Origin of the sequence: Cronobacter sp. HA18003 (assembly GCF_011605905.1) — a bacterium.
In the GTDB taxonomy this organism is placed as follows: Bacteria; Pseudomonadota; Gammaproteobacteria; order Enterobacterales; family Enterobacteriaceae; genus Cronobacter; species Cronobacter sakazakii.
Genome location: NZ_JAANQO010000011.1, coordinates 2,044,949 through 2,064,772 on the forward strand (window position 1 = coordinate 2,044,949; position 19,824 = coordinate 2,064,772).

Here is a 19,824-nt window from a genome sequence, read left to right on the forward strand (position 1 = left end):
TCGCTGGCGAAGCCAGGGGTCGGTTACTACCTTTAAGTCACTATAACGAGAGCGCCTCCCCGCGGAGAAGCCGCTCTTCTTCGCTGCGGCGCACGTTCGCGGCACTGGCAAGGCACGTTTGAGGAAGCACTATGCAAGAGTCGCTCTGTACCCTGTTTTATGACGGGAGGCCGCTGACTGGCCCCGCGAATATCCCGCTTATCGATTTTCTGACGGCCTGCGATGTCAAGCTCCCGCACGTCTGTTACCACCCCGCGCTTGAGCCGATGCAAACCTGCGATGTCTGCTGGGTGGAGTATCAGGGCGAGCTGGTGCGCGGCTGTACGCTGAAAAGCGCGCAGGGCATGGAAATTGCCAGCCGCACGCCTGAGGCGCAGGCGGCGCAGCACGAAGGCATGGACAGGCTGCTCGCCAAACATGAACTCTACTGTACCGTCTGCGAACACAACACCGGCGACTGCACGCTGCATAATGCCGTGGCGGATATGCATATTCCGATTCAGCGCTACGAATACCAGCGCAAACCCTACGTTAAAGACCACTCCAACCCGTTTTACACCTACGATCCGGACCAGTGCATTCTGTGCGGGCGCTGCGTGGAGGCGTGCCAGAACGTCGAGGTCAACGAGACGCTGAGCATCGATTACACCATGGCCCACCCGCGCGTACTCTGGGACGGCGGCGAGACTATCGCCGGCTCCAGCTGCGTGAGCTGTGGGCATTGCGTCACCGTCTGTCCCTGCAACGCGCTGCTTGAGAAAACCATGCAGCCGGACGCCGGGCCATTTACCAGCATGAAGCAGACGCTCAAGCGCCCGATGATAGATCTGGTGAAAGCCATCGAAAACACCACGGGCGCTGAGATCATTACCGGCATTTCGGTGATGGACATGCACTGGCGGCAGCCGGAAATCAAACGCACCAAAACGGTCTGTACCTACTGCGGCGTCGGGTGCAGCTTCGAGATCTGGACGCGCGACCGCCACGTGCTGAAAGTGCAGCCTGTCGCCGACGCGCCTGCCAACGGCATCTCCACCTGCGTGAAGGGCAAATTTGCCTGGGATTTCCTTAACGATAAAGCACGCCTCACCACACCGCTTATCCGCGAGAACGACCGCTTCCGTGAAGCGAGCTGGGACGAGGCGCTGGAACTGGTGGCGCGCCGTCTGCTGGCGATCCGCGATCAGTACGGGCCGCAGGCCATCGGTTTTATCGGCTCCAGCAAGGGCAGCAACGAAGAGGCCTACCTGACGCAGAAAATCGCGCGTCTTATTATTGGCACCAACAGCGTCGATAACTCATCGCGCTACTGCCAGAACCCGGCCACCAAAGGACTGTTCCGCACCGTCGGTTACGGCGGCGACGCGGGCACCATTGAGGATCTGCATAAGGCGTCGCTGATTGTGATTGTCGGCAGCAACACCGCGGAGAACCATCCGGTGATCGCCGCGCGCATGAAAGCCGCGAAAAAACATCACGGGCAGCAGCTTCTGGTGGTGGATCCGCGCCGTCACGAAATGGCCGAGCGCGCCGACCGTTACCTGCGCATTCGCCCCGGCACCGATATGGTCTGGGCCTCGGCGATGGCGCGCTATATGTTTGACCACGGCTACGCCGACGAGGCGTTTCTCGCAGCGCACGTCAACCAGGTGGACGAATACCGCCAGTCGCTCGCGCCGTTCACGCTGGACTTCGCCGCCGACATGACCGGGCTTACGGTGGAGGAGCTGACCGCCGCCGCCGAGCTTATCGGCAACGCGCCGTCCGTCTGCATCGTCTGGGCGATGGGCGTGACCCAGCACAGCCACGGCGCGGACACCAGTACCGCGCTCTCCAACCTGCTGCTGGTCACCGGCAACTACGGTCGCCCCGGCACAGGCGGCTACCCGATGCGCGGGCATAATAACGTGCAGGGCGCGAGCGATTTCGGCTGCCTGAAAAACTACTACCCCGGCTATGAATCGGTGAGCGATGAAACCGTGCGCGCCAAATGGGCGAAAGCCTGGGGCGTGGCGCCGGAAAAACTGTCTCTGGAGACAGGCTCGGATAACTTCGAGATGGTGGAGCACGCGCGCACGAAACAGATTCGCGCCATGTATGTCATTGGCGAAGAGACGGCGTTTTCCGACGCTGACAGCACTAACGTGCACGAGGGCTTTACCGATCTCGATTTTCTGGTGGTGCAGGATCTCTTCTTAAGCCGCACCGCGCAGTTCGCCGATGTGGTGCTGCCCGCCTGCCCGAGCATTGAAAAAGACGGCACCTATGTGAATACCGAGCGACGCATTCAGCGCTTCTATGAAGCCATGCCGCCGCTCGGTGACAGCCGCCCGGACTGGCGCATTCTGACCGAGCTTGCCGCACGCATGGGCCACGACTGGGGCTACACGCACCCCTCGCAAATCATGGCGGAGGCGGCGAGTATCGCCATGCTGTTCGCGGGCGTCAGCTATGAGCGTCTTGAAGGCTGGAACTCCCAGCTCTGGCCGGTGAAGCCTGACGGCGAAAGCACGCCGCTGCTCTACACCGACGGGTTTAACTTCCCGGATGGCCGCGCCGTGCTCTACCCGCTGAAGTGGCAACCGCCCGCCGAAGCGCCGGATGACGAATACGATCTGGCGCTCAATAACGGGCGCATGCTGGAGCATTTCCAGTCGACCAACCAGAGCGGACGCGGCGGGCGTACAATGTCGCTGTCGCCCGACTGGTTTGTGGAAATCAGCCCGCAGCTTGCCGCTGAGCGTGGGCTTTTAGAGGGCGACTGGGTGAAACTCACCTCGCGACGCAGCTCGCTGGAGGTGCCGGTGGTCATCACCGATCGCGTGGCGGGCCAGTCGCTCTTTATCTCTATTCATCAGGGCAAACCCGGCATTAACGCGCTCACCGGCGAGCACCACGACCCTGACGTCAACACGCCAGCGTATAAAGAGCTCGCGGTAAAACTGGAGAAACTCTCCCGCGCGCCGCACCCGTCCCCGCTGCCGCGGCACAACTTCCGCTATGGTGCCCGCACGCCGATGGCGGGCGTGCCGGTCGAAGAGAAATGGCAGCGTGACGATTACCGTCTGCCGCCCGAACAGGAACCTCACCCGGAGAAATTTTAATGGCTAAAGCGATTGACTATCAGCCCGAGCCGCCACGTATCGGCCCGACGGCGGACGAAGAGCTGCAACGCCTGCTCCAGACGCTGCATGAGCATGGCGTGTTGCGCCTGACCAACGATCTGGTGGCGTCTAACAACGAGTGGATCAAGGTCATCATCGACGGCCTGAGCCGCAAAGGTTCGCTGAACGTTATCCAGAATATCTCTGTGCTGCTGATGGCGCTCTCCACCATTCCGCCGGAGCGGATGTATAAGCTCGCCTTCGGCGTGCGTGATTTCGCCGCGGAACTGAGCCGCGAAGAAGCGCGCCCGGAAAGCGAACAGGCCGACGCGCCAGGCGCGCGCGGGGCATGGAAAATGCTGCATGACGATGAGCTGTGGCGCTCTTTGACGCCGCTGCTGAACGGTTTGAAAGCCTTCTCCCGCCGGATGGAAGAGGAGGTGGATAAACCCATCTCCTCGTTTACCGGCAAGCCGAGCGACGCCTGATAATGATTAGCCCGGAAACCGCGCTGCTTTTGGCGCGCAGCCAGTTCGCCTTCACCATCGGGTTTCACATCGTGCTGGCGGCGCTGACGATAGGCCTCGCGCAGTGGCTGATGCTGCTGGAGGGCTTGTGGCTGTGGCGCAGGCAGCGCATTTATCTCGATCTCTATAAATACTGGAGCAAGATCTTTGCCCTGAACGTCGCAGTCGGCGTCGTCACCGGCGTGCTGATGGAATTCCAGTTCGGTGCCAACTGGGGCGAGCTTTCCAGCCGCGCTGGCGCCGTGATGGGGCCGCTGATGTACATGGAAGTGCTGGTGGCGTTTTTCCTCGAAGCGGGCTTTATGGGCGTGGTGCTGTTCGGCATGGGCAAAGTGCGTCCATGGGTGCATTTTGTCGCCACCTGCGTGGTGGCGGCAGGCTCGCTGTTCAGCGCCTTCTGGATATTGTCGGCGAACTCCTGGATGCAGACGCCCGCGGGCTTCATCATCGGGCCCGATGGCCGCTTTCAGCCCGTTGACTGGTGGGCGGTGATTTTCAACCCGTCCTTTCCGTACCGGCTGATACATATGTCCATCGCCGCGCTGCTCGCCACCGCGTGCCTGGTGGCGGCGGTCGGCGCGTGGCACCTGCTCAAGCATCCGCAACAGCCGGGCGCGCGGCGAATGTTCTCCTGGGGGCTGTGGGTATTGCTCGCGCTTGCGCCCCTTCAGGCGGTGGTGGGCGATCTGCATGGCGAAAACACCCGTGACCACCAGCCGGTTAAACTGGCGGCGATGGAAGGCAGCTGGAACCCGCCGCCGCCCGGCGAAGGCGAGCCGCTGCGGCTGTTCGCGATCCCGGATATGGAGGCGCGGCGCAACCACGTTGAAGTGGCGATCCCGTCCGTCGGCTCGCTCTATCTGCGCCATAACCTCACCGGCACCATTCATAGCCTGAATCAGTATCCGCCGGACGAACTGCCCTGGGTGCCCGGCGTCTTCTTCGCGTTTCGCGCAATGGTCGGGCTCGGCTTTCTGATGATTTTCGTTGGCGTCGCCGGGCTGGTGGTGCGGCTGCGTGGTCGGTTGTGGAAGGCACGCTGGCTGCAGCGCGGCATGGTGGCGATGGCACCGGCGGGCGTTATCGCGATGCTCGCGGGCTGGGTCGTCACCGAGACGGGCCGCCAGCCGTGGACCGTCTACGGGCAGCTGCTGACCCGCGAGAGCGCCTCGCCCATCGCGCCCTCGCTGGTGCTCGGCTCGTTTGTCGCGATTGTGGTGGTCTATCTGCTGATTTTCGCACTCGGCATGGGCTTTATGCTGCGCCTGCTCGCGAAACCACCGGGCGACGACACGCCGGATGCCAACCCGTCCGTGGCGGCGCAAACCGGCAGCGGCGTGACGCCGCACAGCCTGCGGGGGCATTCAGATGACTGAACTACTGCTTTCTCTGCCGCTGTTAACGCTGCTCTGCGCCGGGGCGCTCGCCGCAGGCGTGTTGATTTACGTGTTGCTCGACGGCGCGGATCTCGGCGTGGGGCTGCTCGCGCCGTTTCAGTCGCCGCAGGCGCGCCAGCAGATGAACATTTCGCTGCTGCCGGTCTGGGACGGCAACGAAACCTGGCTGGTGCTGACCGCAGGCGCGCTGCTGGCGATGTTCCCCGTCGCCTTCAGCATTCTCTACAGCGCGCTCTACCTGCCGGTCTATATCATGCTGCTGGCGATGATTGTGCGCGGCGTGGCGATTGAGTACCGTCACCTGCGCCCGCGACTGTTCGACGCGCTGTTTATCGCAGGCTCCTGGCTGACGTCGTTAAGCCAGGGCGCGACGATGGGCGCGTGGGTTGAAGGCATTACCCATAACGGCGCGACATTTACCGGCGGCCCGATGGACTGGTTGTCGCCCTTTTCGGTCTTCTGCGCGATGGCGCTCAGCGTCGGCTATGCGCTGCTCGGCGCGTGCTGGCTTATCTGGCGCTGCGAAGGGGAACTCAACGCGTGGGCGCGGCGTCAGGCCATGTGGCTTGCCCTTCTCACCGCCGCGCTGCTGGCCGGCCTGCTGGTCTGGACGGTGCAGCTCAATGAGACCTACCGGCTGCATCTGCAACTGTGGCGCTGGAGCGGGCCGCTGGTGGCGGTGGGTTTGCTGGCGTTTTTGGGCGTGATACTGACGCTGCGCCAGCGGCGCGATTTCCTGCCGCTCGCGATGACACTCTTACTGTTTATCACGGCGTTCGGTGGGATGCTGCTGGCCGTTTTTCCGTTTATTCTGCCGCCGAATCTGTTGCTTATTCAGGCTGCAGCGCCGCCCGCCACGCAGAAGCTGATGCTTATCGCTTTTGGCGTCTTTGTGCCCATCACGCTTATCTATAACAGCTGGGGGTTCTGGGTGTTTCGCGGCAAGATCCACGCCGCGCGGGAAGAGGAGCGCCATTCCCGGCGGCATAAATAAGAAAAAGAATAACAGGAAGCATTAATGAGAATTGTCGCGGCAAACAAAAGAAGTGAATATTCACTTTGGCTCATTTTAATAAACAGCGAAAAAGAAAAGATTTTACGGATGTAAAAGAAGCGTATTATTCGCGGCGGGTGCCTGAGGCTTTCTGGTTTCAGGCATTATGCAGGTTCTGGAAAGATGAAGGCCCCGAGTTAATTACCTTAACCCGAGGCCGACACATGAACCCGAACAGTTCATATGTTAGCCTCTTACTCGCCTTTCGGCAAGGAGAATGGCTATGAAGGACAATACTTTTATCTGGTGCATTATTATTGTTTGTGTGACGGTAATAATGTTCACCACCCTTTCACGGGAAACGCTTTGCGAGCTGCGCTTGCGGGGCGCGGGGATGGAGATTGTCGCTTCACTGGCTTGTAAACCCAGAGAGTAAGCGTCTGACGCGGGGAGCCATCCCCGCGATTTGACTGGCGGATTTATGCCTTCAGGCACCCTTATTTATTATTTACTGACGCGTATTAATTCTATTAGCCGGTAACAGGATCTTGTATTACCCGTAATTGCGCCAGACGGCTGGCGGTGCGTCCAATATCGTCAAGCCCAACGGCATCCGTAATTTCAGCGACCGAATACGTGCTCGAAATAAATAACTGCCGCTGCTTATCATAAAGCACATCAATAAGATTAATAAACCGCTGCGCCGCCGCCGGGCTGACGCGGGAAAGCCGCGGCACATTATCGATAAGCCAGCAGGAATACGTTTCACACAGCGTTAAATAATCCATGACCGCCGTCGGCGCTTCACATATTCCCGCAAAGGTGAAATGCAGCAGATGGCCCGGCGGTGATGCGGCATAAAAGGTGTGATAACCGGCCGTGACCGCAAATTCACCGTGCGCCACCGCAAGCCCGTGCGCCGCACGCTGGTCAGGCGTGCCTGGCTGCAGCCACGCGCCCTTGCTGAACAGCCCGGCGTCGCTGCCCGCCTCAAGGCGGTAATCGCGCTCGCCGTTAAGGGCGAAAATCGTCATCTCTCGCTCGATAAGCGCGATGGAAGGCACAAACAGCTCATGGTAGAGCGGGTGTGAAAGCAACTCTCGCGGCGAATAATTGGAGGTCAGGATCAGCGTGATATTCATCGCCTGCGCCACCTCTAAAAGCTTTTTGGCGAGCATCGCATCGCCCGGATCGTGCAGGTGGAATTCGTCAAAGCAGAGCAACCGCGCGTCGCCTAACTGCGCGCGCAGCGCCTGCTCCAGCGATTTATCCACCATGCGCTGATGGAGTTCGCGAAAGAAATCATGGAAGTGCGCGCGTTTTTTCGCCGCGAGCGGCAGCGAGGCAAAGAAGTTATCGACAATAAAGCTTTTGCCACGCCCCGGCCTGCCCCAGACATACAACCCGGCAAACCGCGCGTGGCCCGCCAGCAGCGGCGCGGCGAGGCTATCGAGCTCGCTGATAAGCCGCGTCTGGTCGCCATCAAGGCGCAGCGCTTTTCGCTGTGCCAGCATTTGCATGGTTTCGCGAAACGAAAAAGGGGCGGCAATCCGGGCCATCGCGGCAGCTCCATATGTAAACAAAATGTTATTAACCCACACTCCGCGTGTTTTTTCAAAAAACGCCGCACAATCTCATAAAGATACGCAAAAAAAAGCCCCGCACGGCGCGGGGCTTTCTGTAGAAACGCGTATCAGGTATAGAGCGACGCTTCGCCCGCCGGGCGGGTTTTGAAGCGGCGGTGTATCCAGAGATACTGCTCCGGCGCGCGCAGGATTTCGCGCTCAATCACTTTGTTCATGTAGCACGCCGCGGCGGCTTCATCTTCACGCGGGTAGCCCTGAAGCTCCGGCTGAATAATCAGTTTATAGCCGCTGGCATCGGGGTTGCGGATCATCACAATGGTCAGCATCGCCGCGTTGCTCAGGCGTGAGAGCACATACGTTCCGCGCGTGGTGGCGGCGTCGTTTACCGCAAACAGCGGCGCGAAGGTGCTGCCGCGCGGGCCGTAATCCTGGTCCGGCGCAAACCAGACCGCTTCGCCCTGCTTCAGCGCGTTGACCATGCCTTTGAGATCTTTACGGTCAATCATCGCTTTGTTAGAGCGCATACGCCCTTTGGTCTGCGCCCACTCCATCGCTTTATTGTTGTGCGGTCGGTACATCGCCATCATCGGCTTGCACAGGCCCATCACGCGCCCGCCAAGCTCCAGCGACATAAAGTGCACGCCAATCACGATAACGCCGCGCCCCTGCGCGCTCGCCTGATGCAGGTGATGCAGCCCTTCGACGTTAAACCATTTTTTAATGCGCGCGTCCGACCAGAACCAGGCCATGCCGGTTTCCAGCAAAGCCATGCCGAGCGACAGGAAGTTTTCCTGAATCAGCTGCTCTTTTTGCGCCTCGCTGAAATTCGGGAAACAGAGTTCGAGATTGCGGCGCAGGATTTTCTCACGACGCTTCAGAAAGCGGCGCGAGTTGCGGCCAAGGAATGCGCCAAGGCGCATCAGCAGCGGGTGCGGCATTTGTACCAGCAGCCACAGCAGGCCAAGACCAAACCAGGTAAACCAGTAGCGCGGATGCAGCAGCGCACGGGAAAAAGGCGTGACGTGATTCATAAAGCCCCTTTATGCACAGAGATGTATCGCATAAAGAAGCCGTTCCGTAAGCGGTACAAACCAGACAGACAATCATTCAGCAGGGATACAGCCTTCCTGCTACCTAATAATATGGAGGAAAAAAATAAACCCGTGCCGGTGAGGCTTTCGGTTTTAATTACAGCCGTTTCAGGATGTGAATAAAAAGTGGTCTTTCCATAAACGCTGAAACATTCCGTCGTATTATTCGACATTTCCTGACAACAACAGCGCCATAACGCTGTCATTAAAAAGATTATCCCACTAATAATAACAGCCTTCATTAACGAAAATTCGTTCCGGCCATCAGATGAGTCTGCAACCAGAATCCTGCATTACCTTGTGTTTAATGCAATTATTCACACAACACGGCGTTGATCCGGGTAGTTTTAACCACAGTAATGAGGCTAAGCATCAGAGTGAGGCTTTTGCGCGCGGAAAGATAGCGTAATTTTGTAAAGAATGCGATGGAATTATGGAGGTAAGGTAAAAAGAAACTTTTTAGGATTATTACTGTCGCTATTTACTTTTTAAACGAAATATTCCTTACCGCCGGGTATTATTTCCCGGCGCGCGTTGAGTTTGATTAAAAGTAGTGCTTTAAACCATAAATCGCCCAGTAAATCGCAGAGGCGCCCAGATAAATCCAGCACCCCCAGTACGCGAGCGGCTCGCGGTCACTTTTTGCCCTCGGTAAAAAGGCAAACAGATAACTGGCCGCAGCGATAAGTGAAATGAAATAGAAAAACTTCATACTACCCCTCCTGAAATTATCCGCATAACCGTTTTCATATGCTCATATTCTCAGGATAGACAGCTTTGGCCGATCATGCGCAGTTTCCGTCGGGTTCGTTCTGGTGACGCCGACGGGCTACGCCCTGACAACCGTCACGCCCAGGTTTTCAAAAGGCGCGAGCAGGCTGTCAGCAGTATCGCCCTCGACAACCAGCGTGTTTACCAGCGACATATCGCCAATGCAGAACGCCGAGGCGGCGTTCAGCTTTTCCCGCGAGGCCATCACGACCGTTTCCGCCGCGCGCGAGGCCAGCGCGCGCTTCACGCACGCCTCTTCGTAATCGCCGGTGCTGAGGCCCGCTTCGGCGTGTACGCCGGTGACACCCAAAAAGAACAGGTCGGCGCGCAGATGGCTCATGGCTTCAATGGCCGCCGCCCCCACCGAGACTATGGAATGTTTAAACAGCCGCCCGCCGATGAGGATCACCTCAATGCGCGGATGCTCCACCAGTTGCAGCGCGATGCCGGGGCTGTGGGTGATCACCGTAATGGCGAGGTCCGGCGGCAGGCATTTCACCAGCTCGCCCGTCGTGGTGCCGCCATCGAGCATCACGATCTGCCCCGGTTCAATCAGCGCGGCGGCGCGGCGCGCGACCGCCCGCTTGGAGTCTATCGAAAGCTGGCTGCGCCCGGCGTAATCCACCACCGCCGCCGAAGCGGGCAACGCCCCGCCGTGGACGCGCTGCAGGCGGCCTTCGGCAGAAAGCTCGCGCAGATCGCGGCGGATCGTATCTTCGGAGACGTTAAACCACTCGCTGAGCGCGCGGGACTGCACCTGCCCTTCCGCCGCAAGCTTTTCCAGAATGAGCTTCTTACGTTGTGACGTCAGCATACCGGTTTCCTGTTGCACGAATTTTCTTGACCATGCACGAATATGCACGCTATGTTGCCAATTCTACCTGTGGAGACGTCATCATGCCATCTGTTCGTGAAAAAGTACGCATTGTCGAAACGCAAACCCTGTCTGACGACTGGTATGTGCTGAAAAAATATACCTTTGATTATCTGCGCCGAGACGGCCAGTGGCAGCGCCAGAGCCGCGAAGCCTACGACCGCGGCAACGGCGCGACGATTCTGCTCTATAACCGCGCCGAGCGCTGCGTCATTCTTACCCGCCAGTTTCGCCTGCCGGTCTTTCTTAACGGCTACGACAACGTACTGACCGAAACGGCGGCGGGCCTGCTGGATGAAGCGGAACCGGAAGTGCGTATTCGGTCCGAAGCCGAAGAAGAGACCGGTTATCTGGTGGATAACGTCGAGAAAGTGTTTGAAGCCTATATGAGCCCCGGCTCCGTCACCGAAAAACTCTATTTCTTCATCGGCGAATACGATCCGGCGCGGCGGCGCGGCGCGGGCGGCGGCGTCGCGCAAGAAGGCGAAGATATCGAAGTGGTCAAAATGCCCATCGATGACGCCCTGCGCGCGGTGCGTGACGGCGAGATTGTCGATGCCAAAACCATCATGCTGCTGCAATACGCGGCGCTGAACGCGATAGTGTAAGGAGAAAACCATGAGCAAAATGATCCTGGTCGCGGGCCCGTGGCGCAGCGGCACCAACGGCGATGAAACCCTGATGCGCCAGAACCTGACGCGGCTTGAGCAGGCGGCGCTCGCCCTGTTTGAGCGCGGCCACGTGCCGGTGATTGGCGAATGGCTTGCGCTGCCGCTCGCCCAGGCCGCGGGCAGCGAAAAGCCGGGCGATGCGATAAGCGAGCGTTTTTTATACCCGGTCGCGCACCGTCTGGTGGCGAAATGCGACGCGGTGCTGCGTCTGCCGGGCGCGTTCTCGGAGGCTGACCGTGATGTGGAAATCGCCCGCGAGCACGGGCTTGAGGTTTACTTTTCGCTGGCGGACGTACCGCAGGGATAATGCACGATATTGCACATCTGGCACCACAACCGGGCAAAAACCGGCAGCGGTGCCAGCGTTAGATTATCCGATCGCCCCACTCCACCGCATCGAGGAAGAGTTTCGTCACCTGCGCTTCGCTCAAATTAAGCTGCTTCATGCCCTGCGAAACCCCCTGCCAGTGGTTCTGCTCATAGCCTTCATAAAGATTCAGCAGCGCGCCGAGCGTGCCACCGCGGTTTAAGAGCGCCTCGCGCACCACCGCAGGCACGGTGATTTGCTCAATCAGTACCGCCATCGGTACGCCGAGGATAATATCCAGCCGCGAAAACAGCCCGGCAATAAAGGCATCGTTTTCATTAATATCGGCCCCCGTGTGCGCCACGGCTTTTTCGCAGAAGCGCCCACAGGCGAGGCTGTAGTTAAACAGCTCCGTCACGGCCGGTTCGCTGCTGTGAGTGACCGCCAGTATCGCGATAAACCGGCGCAGCTCGCTTAAGCCTAAGAAATAGAGAATACTGCGAAACGGCAGTACATCCGCGTTGGCGTGGTGATTTATCTTATATTTGATGTTATTAACATAGCGCATCAACTTATACGTAATCGCCACATCGCGGCTGATCAACTCTTCTATTTTGCGCATATCCGGGTCAGCCGAGACCACTTCATTGAGCAGTTGCAGAATAAACATCTGCTGCTCCGGCAGTTTTCGGGTTTTAATCATTTCCGGTTCGCCATAAAAATAGCCCTGGAAACGCTGGAACCCCATCTCTTTGTAGAGAGTAAACTGCTCGCGAGTTTCGACTTTTTCCGCCAGTAATTTCCGCTGGCTGATATTATTCGCGCGGATAAAGGCGGCAATTTCCTGTGGTGTTGACGCCTGAATATCGAACTTAATGACCGTCACATAGGGCAGGAAATTGGCCCACGCGTCGCTAAGGCGAAAGTTATCCAGCGCGAAACGAAACCCTTTGTAGTACATCTCCCGCACCATTTTTAACAGCTCAGGTTCCGGGGCCGCATTCTGGTGAATTTCGATGACGACTTTTTCCGCCGGCAGCGTTTGCGCCAGGCCGTTGACGATCATCTCATGCGGAAAATTAATATACGACGTATGTTGTCCCACCAGGCGCTGCAGCGGGGTGACAAGGAACTGCTCCGCCAGCAGATGGTTGGTGGCGTATTCTTCCGTCACCAGCGGAAACGTATTAGTCAGTCCATTGCGATAAAGCAGCTCATACGCGACAGTATTTAGCGCGGCGTCAAAGATGGGCTGCCTGGCGATAAAGGAATACATATTCACCTCCAGTCTGGTATTTACGTAGCATCCCTGGCGAAAACGCAGTTTACGCTGAACCTCACGGCACGCAGACATTTTTAGCGCGGATTTTATGAAAAATTATGATGATGGTTAAGTTTTATCTTATTCAGGGATTCTGGTCAGCGCAGTGAGCGGCAGATATCGCCGCTTTTTCATTCAACTTGCCAAAATAATCGGTTACTTTCGCTACGATCTTTTTTAGTGGTAATAAACTTTTATTTTAATTTCTTAAAAAAATGCGCTGAGAACCCGCGAAATTTAAGCGGGTTCGCTCCCGGCCTACAGTCCCATCCGAAAGCACATCGCCCAGAGCATGTAGATACCGCCCGTGAGAAGGAGCACCCGGTAGCCCCAGACGACAGCGGACTGATGGCGCATAAACGCGCGCAGCGGCTGGCGGTGCAGATTCGCCGCATTATATTTTTCATGAAATCCGGCCATTTTCGCAACACCACGCTCGACCAGCGCCGCGAAAAAGTTAATCATTAACACCACAATCACCGCCATATAGCCTTTGATAAACCACAGCCCCGCGGTGCGATATTCATCCGGCAAAAAATGACCTGATTTTTTTAACTGAATGGCGGCGATACTGAGCGCCACATGGACGCCGAGCAGAATAAGAAAGTGCCTACTCACCGTTTTAAACGGTTTTCTGAGCGTCACAAACCAGAAATAGGCCAGCAGCATTGCTGATGATATCAGCCAGAGGAGGAGATTCCCTGCCATCGGTATTGTCCCTGTTTCACCGTAATTTATCTGTCTACCTTCGCATATTCACCGCGTGATGTCATGGAAGCCTAAGACCAGTCACTCCACGGCGACTCATGAGAAAAAATGTTTTCGGCCGTTTAAATATAAGCAAATGTGATTATTCGGAGTGCTCACTCTGCCGGGATAAAAAGAGCGAATCATCGTCAGCGTGCGCCATAGCGTTTATGAGAAGATCAATACGCCTTTTTATTGTTATCCGATTTAAAACAATGTGTTACCAGCAATAATTATCATCGCGCTAATCATTTCATTCTTTATTATCTTTCTGTTTCTATTATCGCCACTCGCATTTACTTACCCATAATTTTTAAAACTTTACAAAGCTGATAAACCTTTAAACTTTAATTTATCTTATAGGATTTTCCTGAGGCATAAATATCGCCGAAGAGTGCTACTTATTAATTTCGTCGTAACGAGTCCACGGAAAACGCCTTTACCGGCAGTCAATATTTGGCTCGTTGGATCCCTCATGGAGACCGCATTTTGACCACCTTAAAACCTCTTCTGGCCAAAAACCGTAGCTGGGCGCAACAGCGTCTTCAACGGGACCCGGATTACTTTGGCAAACACCTTGACCAGCAGCAGCCGCACTCGCTATGGATTGGCTGCTCCGACAGCCGCGTTCCGGCAGAGGTGCTGACAGGCTCCCACCCTGGCGAGCTGTTCGTGCATCGCAATATCGCCAATATGATTGACCCCGACGACGACAATTTTATGAGCGTGCTGCAATACGCGCTCCATTACCTGAAGGTGAAACGCATCGTGGTGTGCGGCCATTACGGCTGCGGCGGCGTGCAGGCGGCGCTGACGCTGCCGCAGATGTCGCTCGCGCAGGAATCCTCATCGCTCGCGCGGCGCATCAGCCACCTGCGCGAGGCGCTCTCAGAGCACATCGCCGGGCGCGACGCGTCGCCGCCGGATGCGCAAACGCTCAATCAACTGGTGGAAGCCAACGTCATCGCGCAGTTTAACCGCCTGGTGCAGACCCGCACGGTGCGCAATATCTGGCGCAGCGGCCAGGAGCTGAATGTCTACGGCTGCGTCTATGACCTGGCGTCCGGCCATCTTGAAATGCTGACGGAACAAACCGGGGAGGAAGCCGTATGAATATGAATACGCTGCGCCAGGATAGCCTGGCGGGGGTGGTTGTCTTTCTCGTGGCGCTGCCGCTCTGCCTCGGCATCGCCCAGGCGAGCGGCCTGCCGCCCTTTGTCGGCCTGCTGACGGGTATTATCGGCGGGCTGCTGGTCACGGCCTTAAGTCCGTCGCGCTTCGCGGTCAGCGGCCCGGCCGCGGGTCTCGTGACCATTGTGGTGGCCTCCATTGAAACGCTCGGCTCGTTTTCCGCGTTTCTACTGGCGCTGGTGCTGGCGGGCGTCCTGCAAATCGTGCTCGGGCTTATCCGCGCCGGACGGTTTATTTCGCTGGTGCCGGGCAGCGTCATTAAAGGGATGCTGGCGGCGATCGGCCTGCTGCTGATTATGCAGCAGATCCCGGTGGCGCTGGGTTCGGCAGATGAAAACAGCCTGCTGGCGGTCTTTCGCGAGGGCTTCACGTTTTCACCGGTCTCCATCGCGGTGGCCGCCGCCGGGCTGCTGCTGATGGCGCTCTGGGGCTCGCCCGCCATCCGGCGCGTGAAAAGCCTCGCGTGGATGCCCGGCCCGCTGGTGGCGGTGCTGGTGGGTTGCGTCACGACGCTTGTGCTAAGCCGCATGTCGCCCGCCCAGCTTGAACGCCTGCCGCTTATCACGCTGCCGGAGTTCGCAAGCCTGGGCGCGCTGGTCTCTGAGCTGGAATCCCCCGCCTGGCAGGCGTTTACCAATCCGTCGGTCTATATCGTCGCCGTCACGCTGGCGCTGGTGGCGAGCCTGGAAACGCTGCTGAGCCAGGAGGCGCTGAAAAAGCTGCGCCCGCAAAACCCGCCACCGTCGCCGAACCGTGAAATGCTGGCGCAGGGCGCGGGCAATTTGCTGGCCGGTCTCGTGGGGGCGATGCCGATCACGGCGGTGATTGTCAGGAGTTCAGTGAACGTCAGTACCGGCGCGCAGACCAAGCTCTCGATTTTCATTCACGGCGCGCTGCTGCTTATCTGCGTGCTGTGGTTTCGCGACGTGCTGATGACGATCCCACTGGCGAGCCTCGCGGCGGTGCTGCTCTACACCGGCTATAAACTCGCCACGCCGCGCCTGTTCGTCGAGCAGTTCCGCGCGGGCGCGCAGCAATATGTGCCGTTTCTCGCCACCATTATCGGGATTATCGCGTTCGGCATGCTCGCCGGGATCGGCATCGGGCTTATCGCCCAGATAGCGCTGAGCCTGTGGCACAGCCACCGCAACGCACTGCAACTGGCGCGCTATGACGATCACTATGTGCTGCGCATCCACCAGAACCTGACGTTTATGCATAACCCGCGCTTACAGGCGCTGCTGGATAAAATCCCGGAGAAGAGCGTGGTGATTGCCGAGCATGACAACGCCGACTACTTCGACCCGGATGTGAAAGCCGTCCTGAGCGACTTTGCGCAGAATGCGCCGCAGCGCGGCATCCGCCTCACGCAGTGGCCGGTGACCTGACCCTGCCGGGGGCCTTTTTGCCGGCCCCCGCCCTTCCTCTTCGCCACTTTTTGCGCCCTTCAGCTACGTTTATAAGACTCTCCGGGATGAAGCCGATGCCGCGACGCTGTAGTATCCGGCTGCTTTTAATGACAATAAGGACGCATCATGAACTCGAAAGAGATGTCCAGGGCCTTTTTTATCCTGATCCTGTTTATCGTTTCGATCCTCTTTTTTAACCTGGTAAAACCGTATCTCTCCGCCGTGCTGTGGGCGGTGATCCTGGCCGTCATCTTCTATCCGATAAAGCGCAGGCTTTGCCACATGATGAACGGGCGCAACAACATCGCCTCGCTTTTAACCGTGGTGCTTATCTGCCTGCTGGTCTTCGTGCCGCTGGCCGTGGTGGCGTCGTCACTGGTGAGCGAGTTCAACGCCGTTTACAGCGATGTGCAGGCCAATAACACCACGCTTCCCACGCTGCTGGCCGATGTGGTGCGTATCCTGCCGGACTGGGCGCAACGGATGCTGGCGGAAAACCAGCTCGATAACGCGGCCGCCATTCAGCAGAAAATCTCCGGCGTGGCGCTCAAGGGCAGCCAGTATGTGGCGGGCAGTATTTTCCTTATCAGCCGCAACACGTTCAGCGTGGTGATTGGCTTCGGCATCATGCTTTACCTGCTGTTTTTCCTGCTGAAGGATGGCTCACGGCTGGTATCGGTGGTGCTGAGCGCGGTGCCGCTCTCGGATAAAGTCAAACAGCGGCTGTTCCGCCGCTTTGCCGCCGTGGCGCGCGCCACCGTGAAAGGCACCGTCGTGGTGGCGGTGGTCCAGGGCATTCTGGGCGGCGTGGCGTTTTACTTCGCGGGGATAGGCGCGAGCATTCTCTGGGGCTCGCTGATGGCATTTCTGTCACTGGTGCCTGCAGTCGGCGCCGCGCTTATCTGGGTGCCGGCGGTGATTTATCTTTTCACCACCGGGGCGATTATTAAAGCCGTTCTGCTGACCGCCTTTTTCGTGGTGGTGGTGGGCCTTGCCGATAACCTGCTGCGCCCGCTGCTGGTGGGTAAAGATATCCGTATGCCCGACTGGCTGATTCTGCTCTCGACACTCGGCGGGCTGGAAGTCTACGGCATTAACGGCTTTGTGGTCGGCCCGCTTATCGCCGCGCTCTTTGTTACCTGCTGGAACACGTTCTCCGCAGGGCCAGGACGCACGCGCGCGTTGCCTGAAAAAAGCGAGGATGAAACCGCCTGAAGAGTTTGAAAAAAGTGCGGTTTAGAACACCGGGGCGGCATTAACGCCCCATTCAAAGCTGTCCGATGTTACACTCGAAAGGCTTTTTTGTGCGAATTTTACGCATCATATATTCTGTATGATGCGTTTTTGTACCCGCCACGCGCGGGTTTGCATCTTTTCGGGAGAGTAATGGTATGACGGAAAACAAGACCGGCGGCTCTAAGGGGCTGGCCATCTGGTCTGTATTACTGGGGCTGGTATTGCTTGCTATCGGCCTCTTTTTTGTTATCGGCGGCGGCAAGCTGGTGTCGCTTGGCGGCAGCGCCTACTTTCTGATTGCCGGGGTAGTCACACTGCTGTCGGCCATTCAGTTTTTGCGCCGTCGCGCCTCCGCCGTGCCGCTGTTTATTCTGGTGTTTGTCGGCACACTTATCTGGGCGCTGTATGACACGGGCCTGTCGTTCTGGGGGCTGGTGTCGCGCCTGATGGTGCCTGCGGGCATGATGCTGTTGGCGTTTCTCACCTGGCCTTCTTTGCGCCGTCGCGAAGGCAAAGCGCCGCTGGCGAAACTCTCTTACGCGTTCAGCGCCGTTATTGCCGTCGGCATGGTGGTGACGCTTATCCAGATGTTCCAGCCGCACCCGACGGTCGCGTTTAAAGGCGAGCCGCTACCGCTAAAACCGGTCGATAAAGAGAATGCTCAAAAAGACTGGACGAATTACGGCAATACGCCGGGCGGCAGCCGCTTCGTCGCGCTGGATCAGATTAACCGCGATAACGTTAAAGATTTGAAAGTCGCCTGGACGTTCCACACCGGCGATATTCCCGACAGCCCGACCGGCAACGGCGCGGAAGATCAGCAGACGCCGCTGCAAATCGGCAATACGCTTTATCTCTGCACGCCGCACAACAACGTCATTGCGGTAGAGGCAGACAGCGGTAAGCAGATCTGGAAGCGCGAAATCAACGCCAAAGCGGAAGTCTGGAACCGCTGCCGTGGCCTTGCGTATTTCGACGCGACTAAACCTGTCGTGCAACCCACCCTGCCGGGTGCCACACCGGTGCCAGCGCCTTCGCTTGCCGCGGGTGCCGCCTGCCAGCGTCGCATTCTGATGAATACCATCGACGCGCGCCTGATTGCGCTTAATGCCGATAACGGCGAATTCTGTGAAGGCTTCGGCAACCACGGCGTGGTGGATCTGAAAGCGGGGCTTGGCGAGGCGCAGGATCCGAAATATCAGCTCACCTCCGCCCCGACGATGGCCGGGACGACGGTGGTTGTCGGTGGCCGCGTGGCGGATAACGTGCAGACTGATATGCCAGGCGGCGTACTGCGCGGTTTTGATGTGATCACAGGCGAGATGCGCTGGGCGTTCGATCCGGGTAATGAGGATCCGAACGCCCGCCTGCAACCGGGCCAGCACTATGCGCGCAGCACGCCGAACTCGTGGGCGCCGATGTCATACGATCCGGCGATGAACACCGTGTTTATCCCGATGGGCAGCTCCTCGGTGGATCTGTGGGGCGCGAACCGCACGCCGCTCGATCATAAATATGGCGCGTCGGTGCTGGCGCTGGACGCCACCACCGGCAAAGAGAAATGGGTGTATCAGACCGTCCATAACGATCTGTGGGATTTCGACATCCCGATGCAACCGAGCCTGGTGGATTTCCCGCAAAAAGACGGTAAAACCACGCCTGCCGTGGTGTTCGGCACCAAAGCGGGGCAGATTTTCGTTCTCGATCGCCTGACCGGCAAGCCGCTGACAGAAGTCAAAGAGCTGCCCATGAAGCCTGGCGATATCCCGAATGAGCAGTACACCAAAACGCAGCCGCATTCGGTCGGTATGCCGCAGATTGGCGCGCAGACCCTGACGGAATCAGATATGTGGGGTGCGACGCCGTTCGATCAGCTCGCCTGCCGCATCGCCTTCAAAGGTATGCGTTACGACGGCCTGTTTACCGTGCCTGGCACCGATAAATCCCTGAGCTTCCCCGGATCGCTCGGCGGGATGAACTGGGGCAGCCTCTCCACCGACCCGAATAATCATTACCTCTTCGTCAACGACATGCGTCTTGGCCTGTGGGTGCAGATGATCCCGGCGAATACCGATGCCATCGATCGCGGCAGCAACGGCGGCGAGGCGATCAATACCGGCATGGGCGCGGTGCCGCTCAAAGGCACCCCGTACGCGGTAAATAAAAACCGCTTTATGTCGCCGCTCGGCATCCCATGCCAGGCACCGCCGTTTGGCACGCTCTCGGCCATCGACCTGAAAACACAGAAAATCGTCTGGCAGGTGCCGGTCGGCACCGTGCAGGATACCGGCCCGTTCGGGATCAAAATGCGCGCGCCGATGCCGGTGGGCATGCCGACGCTTGGCGGTACGCTGGCGACGCAGGGCGGACTGGTGTTTATCGCCGGTACTCAGGATTACTACCTGCGCGCCTTTGATTCCTCGACCGGTAAAGAGGTGTGGAAAGCGCGTCTGCCGGTCGGCAGCCAGGGCGGCCCGATGAGCTATGTTTCGCCGAAAACCGGCAAGCAGTATGTGCTTATCTCCGCAGGCGGCGCGCGCCAGTCGCCGGATCGCGGGGATTACGTGATTGCCTACGCGCTGCCGTAACCGCGCGTAA

17 protein-coding genes are annotated in these 19,824 nt (G+C 58.3%); 11 read left to right on the top strand and 6 right to left on the bottom strand.

What is annotated here, in order from left to right; all coding sequences use genetic code 11:
• The first annotated feature begins 131 nt into the window (after positions 1-131).
• The 5 genes from fdhF to G6041_RS10805 all read left to right on the top strand — a co-directional run bounded on the left by fdhF (position 132) and on the right by G6041_RS10805 (position 6,458).
• Positions 132-3,104: a formate dehydrogenase subunit alpha gene (fdhF, locus tag G6041_RS10785; protein ID WP_054628515.1), complete on the top strand. Its 2,973-nt coding sequence runs from the start codon at positions 132-134 to the stop codon at positions 3,102-3,104.
• Positions 3,104-3,592, top strand: coding sequence for a DUF1641 domain-containing protein (locus G6041_RS10790; protein ID WP_004386808.1), 489 nt, complete (start codon positions 3,104-3,106; stop codon positions 3,590-3,592). Before fdhF ends, G6041_RS10790 begins: the two co-directional genes overlap by 1 nt.
• A 2-nt stretch (positions 3,593-3,594) precedes the next feature.
• Complete coding sequence (locus tag G6041_RS10795) at positions 3,595-5,007, top strand: cytochrome ubiquinol oxidase subunit I (protein WP_012125538.1); 1,413 nt, start codon at positions 3,595-3,597, stop codon at positions 5,005-5,007.
• The gene (locus G6041_RS10800; RefSeq protein ID WP_012125539.1) at positions 5,000-6,022 is read left to right on the top strand and encodes a cytochrome d ubiquinol oxidase subunit II; all 1,023 of its coding nucleotides are present in this window, start codon (positions 5,000-5,002) and stop codon (positions 6,020-6,022) included. Before G6041_RS10795 ends, G6041_RS10800 begins: the two co-directional genes overlap by 8 nt.
• A 283-nt stretch (positions 6,023-6,305) precedes the next feature.
• Positions 6,306-6,458 (top strand): Hok/Gef family protein, encoded by a 153-nt coding sequence (locus G6041_RS10805; RefSeq protein ID WP_029039065.1) that lies wholly within the window; start codon positions 6,306-6,308, stop codon positions 6,456-6,458.
• 94 nt (positions 6,459-6,552) lie between these two features.
• Here G6041_RS10805 and zapE read toward each other — a convergent pair whose 3' ends face one another.
• The 4 genes from zapE to G6041_RS10825 form a co-directional block, all read right to left on the bottom strand.
• The gene (gene zapE, locus G6041_RS10810) at positions 6,553-7,581 is read right to left on the bottom strand and encodes a cell division protein ZapE (protein ID WP_012125541.1); all 1,029 of its coding nucleotides are present in this window, start codon (positions 7,579-7,581) and stop codon (positions 6,553-6,555) included.
• Positions 7,582-7,715: 134 nt separating this feature from the next.
• Complete coding sequence (lpxP, locus tag G6041_RS10815; RefSeq protein ID WP_012125542.1) at positions 7,716-8,639, bottom strand: kdo(2)-lipid IV(A) palmitoleoyltransferase; 924 nt, start codon at positions 8,637-8,639, stop codon at positions 7,716-7,718.
• Between the two features lie 604 nt (positions 8,640-9,243).
• A complete protein-coding gene (locus G6041_RS10820) occupies positions 9,244-9,411 on the bottom strand; it encodes a hypothetical protein (RefSeq protein ID WP_004385700.1) in 168 nt (55 codons plus the stop codon).
• Between the two features lie 117 nt (positions 9,412-9,528).
• The gene (locus G6041_RS10825) at positions 9,529-10,284 is read right to left on the bottom strand and encodes a DeoR/GlpR family DNA-binding transcription regulator (protein WP_012125543.1); all 756 of its coding nucleotides are present in this window, start codon (positions 10,282-10,284) and stop codon (positions 9,529-9,531) included.
• An 83-nt stretch (positions 10,285-10,367) separates the two neighbouring features.
• Between G6041_RS10825 and G6041_RS10830 the strand changes: the two genes are divergently transcribed.
• Together G6041_RS10830 and G6041_RS10835 are read left to right on the top strand one after the other, a co-directional pair.
• Entirely contained in the window at positions 10,368-10,952 is a 585-nt protein-coding gene (locus G6041_RS10830) for an NUDIX domain-containing protein (RefSeq protein WP_004385702.1), read from the top strand.
• A gap of 10 nt (positions 10,953-10,962) precedes the next feature.
• Positions 10,963-11,322 (top strand): hypothetical protein, encoded by a 360-nt coding sequence (locus G6041_RS10835; protein WP_012125545.1) that lies wholly within the window; start codon positions 10,963-10,965, stop codon positions 11,320-11,322.
• 58 nt (positions 11,323-11,380) lie between these two features.
• On the opposite strand, the gene G6041_RS10840 is transcribed toward G6041_RS10835, so the two are convergent.
• Entirely contained in the window at positions 11,381-12,598 is a 1,218-nt protein-coding gene (locus G6041_RS10840; RefSeq protein WP_012125546.1) for an EAL and HDOD domain-containing protein, read from the bottom strand.
• A gap of 303 nt (positions 12,599-12,901) precedes the next feature.
• On the bottom strand, positions 12,902-13,351 hold the full coding sequence (locus tag G6041_RS10845; RefSeq protein ID WP_012125547.1) for a hypothetical protein: 450 nt from the start codon (positions 13,349-13,351) through the stop codon (positions 12,902-12,904).
• Positions 13,352-13,879: 528 nt separating this feature from the next.
• On the opposite strand from G6041_RS10845, the gene G6041_RS10850 reads away from it, so the two are divergent.
• From G6041_RS10850 to G6041_RS10865, 4 genes are all read left to right on the top strand, one after another.
• Positions 13,880-14,503 carry a carbonic anhydrase gene (locus G6041_RS10850; protein WP_004385706.1) on the top strand — a complete coding sequence of 208 codons (624 nt, stop codon included), beginning with the start codon at positions 13,880-13,882 and terminating at the stop codon, positions 14,501-14,503.
• A 2-nt stretch (positions 14,504-14,505) separates the two neighbouring features.
• Positions 14,506-15,969: a SulP family inorganic anion transporter gene (locus G6041_RS10855; RefSeq protein WP_094301152.1), complete on the top strand. Its 1,464-nt coding sequence runs from the start codon at positions 14,506-14,508 to the stop codon at positions 15,967-15,969.
• Between the two features lie 147 nt (positions 15,970-16,116).
• Positions 16,117-17,205: an AI-2E family transporter gene (locus G6041_RS10860; RefSeq protein ID WP_012125550.1), complete on the top strand. Its 1,089-nt coding sequence runs from the start codon at positions 16,117-16,119 to the stop codon at positions 17,203-17,205.
• Between the two features lie 176 nt (positions 17,206-17,381).
• On the top strand, positions 17,382-19,814 hold the full coding sequence (locus G6041_RS10865) for a glucose/quinate/shikimate family membrane-bound PQQ-dependent dehydrogenase (protein WP_012125551.1): 2,433 nt from the start codon (positions 17,382-17,384) through the stop codon (positions 19,812-19,814).
• The last annotated feature ends 10 nt before the right edge of the window (positions 19,815-19,824 follow it).

Coding starts and splice junctions, on each gene's coding strand:
- G6041_RS10840 (WP_012125546.1), bottom strand. CDS start 12,598: ATGTATTCCTTTATCGCCAGGCAGCCCATCTTTGACGCCGCGCTAAAT.
- G6041_RS10865 (WP_012125551.1), top strand. CDS start 17,382: ATGACGGAAAACAAGACCGGCGGCTCTAAGGGGCTGGCCATCTGGTCT.
- G6041_RS10860 (WP_012125550.1), top strand. CDS start 16,117: ATGAACTCGAAAGAGATGTCCAGGGCCTTTTTTATCCTGATCCTGTTT.
- G6041_RS10795 (WP_012125538.1), top strand. CDS start 3,595: ATGATTAGCCCGGAAACCGCGCTGCTTTTGGCGCGCAGCCAGTTCGCC.
- G6041_RS10855 (WP_094301152.1), top strand. CDS start 14,506: ATGAATACGCTGCGCCAGGATAGCCTGGCGGGGGTGGTTGTCTTTCTC.
- G6041_RS10845 (WP_012125547.1), bottom strand. CDS start 13,351: ATGGCAGGGAATCTCCTCCTCTGGCTGATATCATCAGCAATGCTGCTG.
- zapE (WP_012125541.1), bottom strand. CDS start 7,581: ATGGCCCGGATTGCCGCCCCTTTTTCGTTTCGCGAAACCATGCAAATG.
- G6041_RS10805 (WP_029039065.1), top strand. CDS start 6,306: ATGAAGGACAATACTTTTATCTGGTGCATTATTATTGTTTGTGTGACG.
- G6041_RS10800 (WP_012125539.1), top strand. CDS start 5,000: ATGACTGAACTACTGCTTTCTCTGCCGCTGTTAACGCTGCTCTGCGCC.
- G6041_RS10820 (WP_004385700.1), bottom strand. CDS start 9,411: ATGAAGTTTTTCTATTTCATTTCACTTATCGCTGCGGCCAGTTATCTG.
- G6041_RS10835 (WP_012125545.1), top strand. CDS start 10,963: ATGAGCAAAATGATCCTGGTCGCGGGCCCGTGGCGCAGCGGCACCAAC.
- fdhF (WP_054628515.1), top strand. CDS start 132: ATGCAAGAGTCGCTCTGTACCCTGTTTTATGACGGGAGGCCGCTGACT.
- lpxP (WP_012125542.1), bottom strand. CDS start 8,639: ATGAATCACGTCACGCCTTTTTCCCGTGCGCTGCTGCATCCGCGCTAC.
- G6041_RS10790 (WP_004386808.1), top strand. CDS start 3,104: ATGGCTAAAGCGATTGACTATCAGCCCGAGCCGCCACGTATCGGCCCG.
- G6041_RS10830 (WP_004385702.1), top strand. CDS start 10,368: ATGCCATCTGTTCGTGAAAAAGTACGCATTGTCGAAACGCAAACCCTG.
- G6041_RS10825 (WP_012125543.1), bottom strand. CDS start 10,284: ATGCTGACGTCACAACGTAAGAAGCTCATTCTGGAAAAGCTTGCGGCG.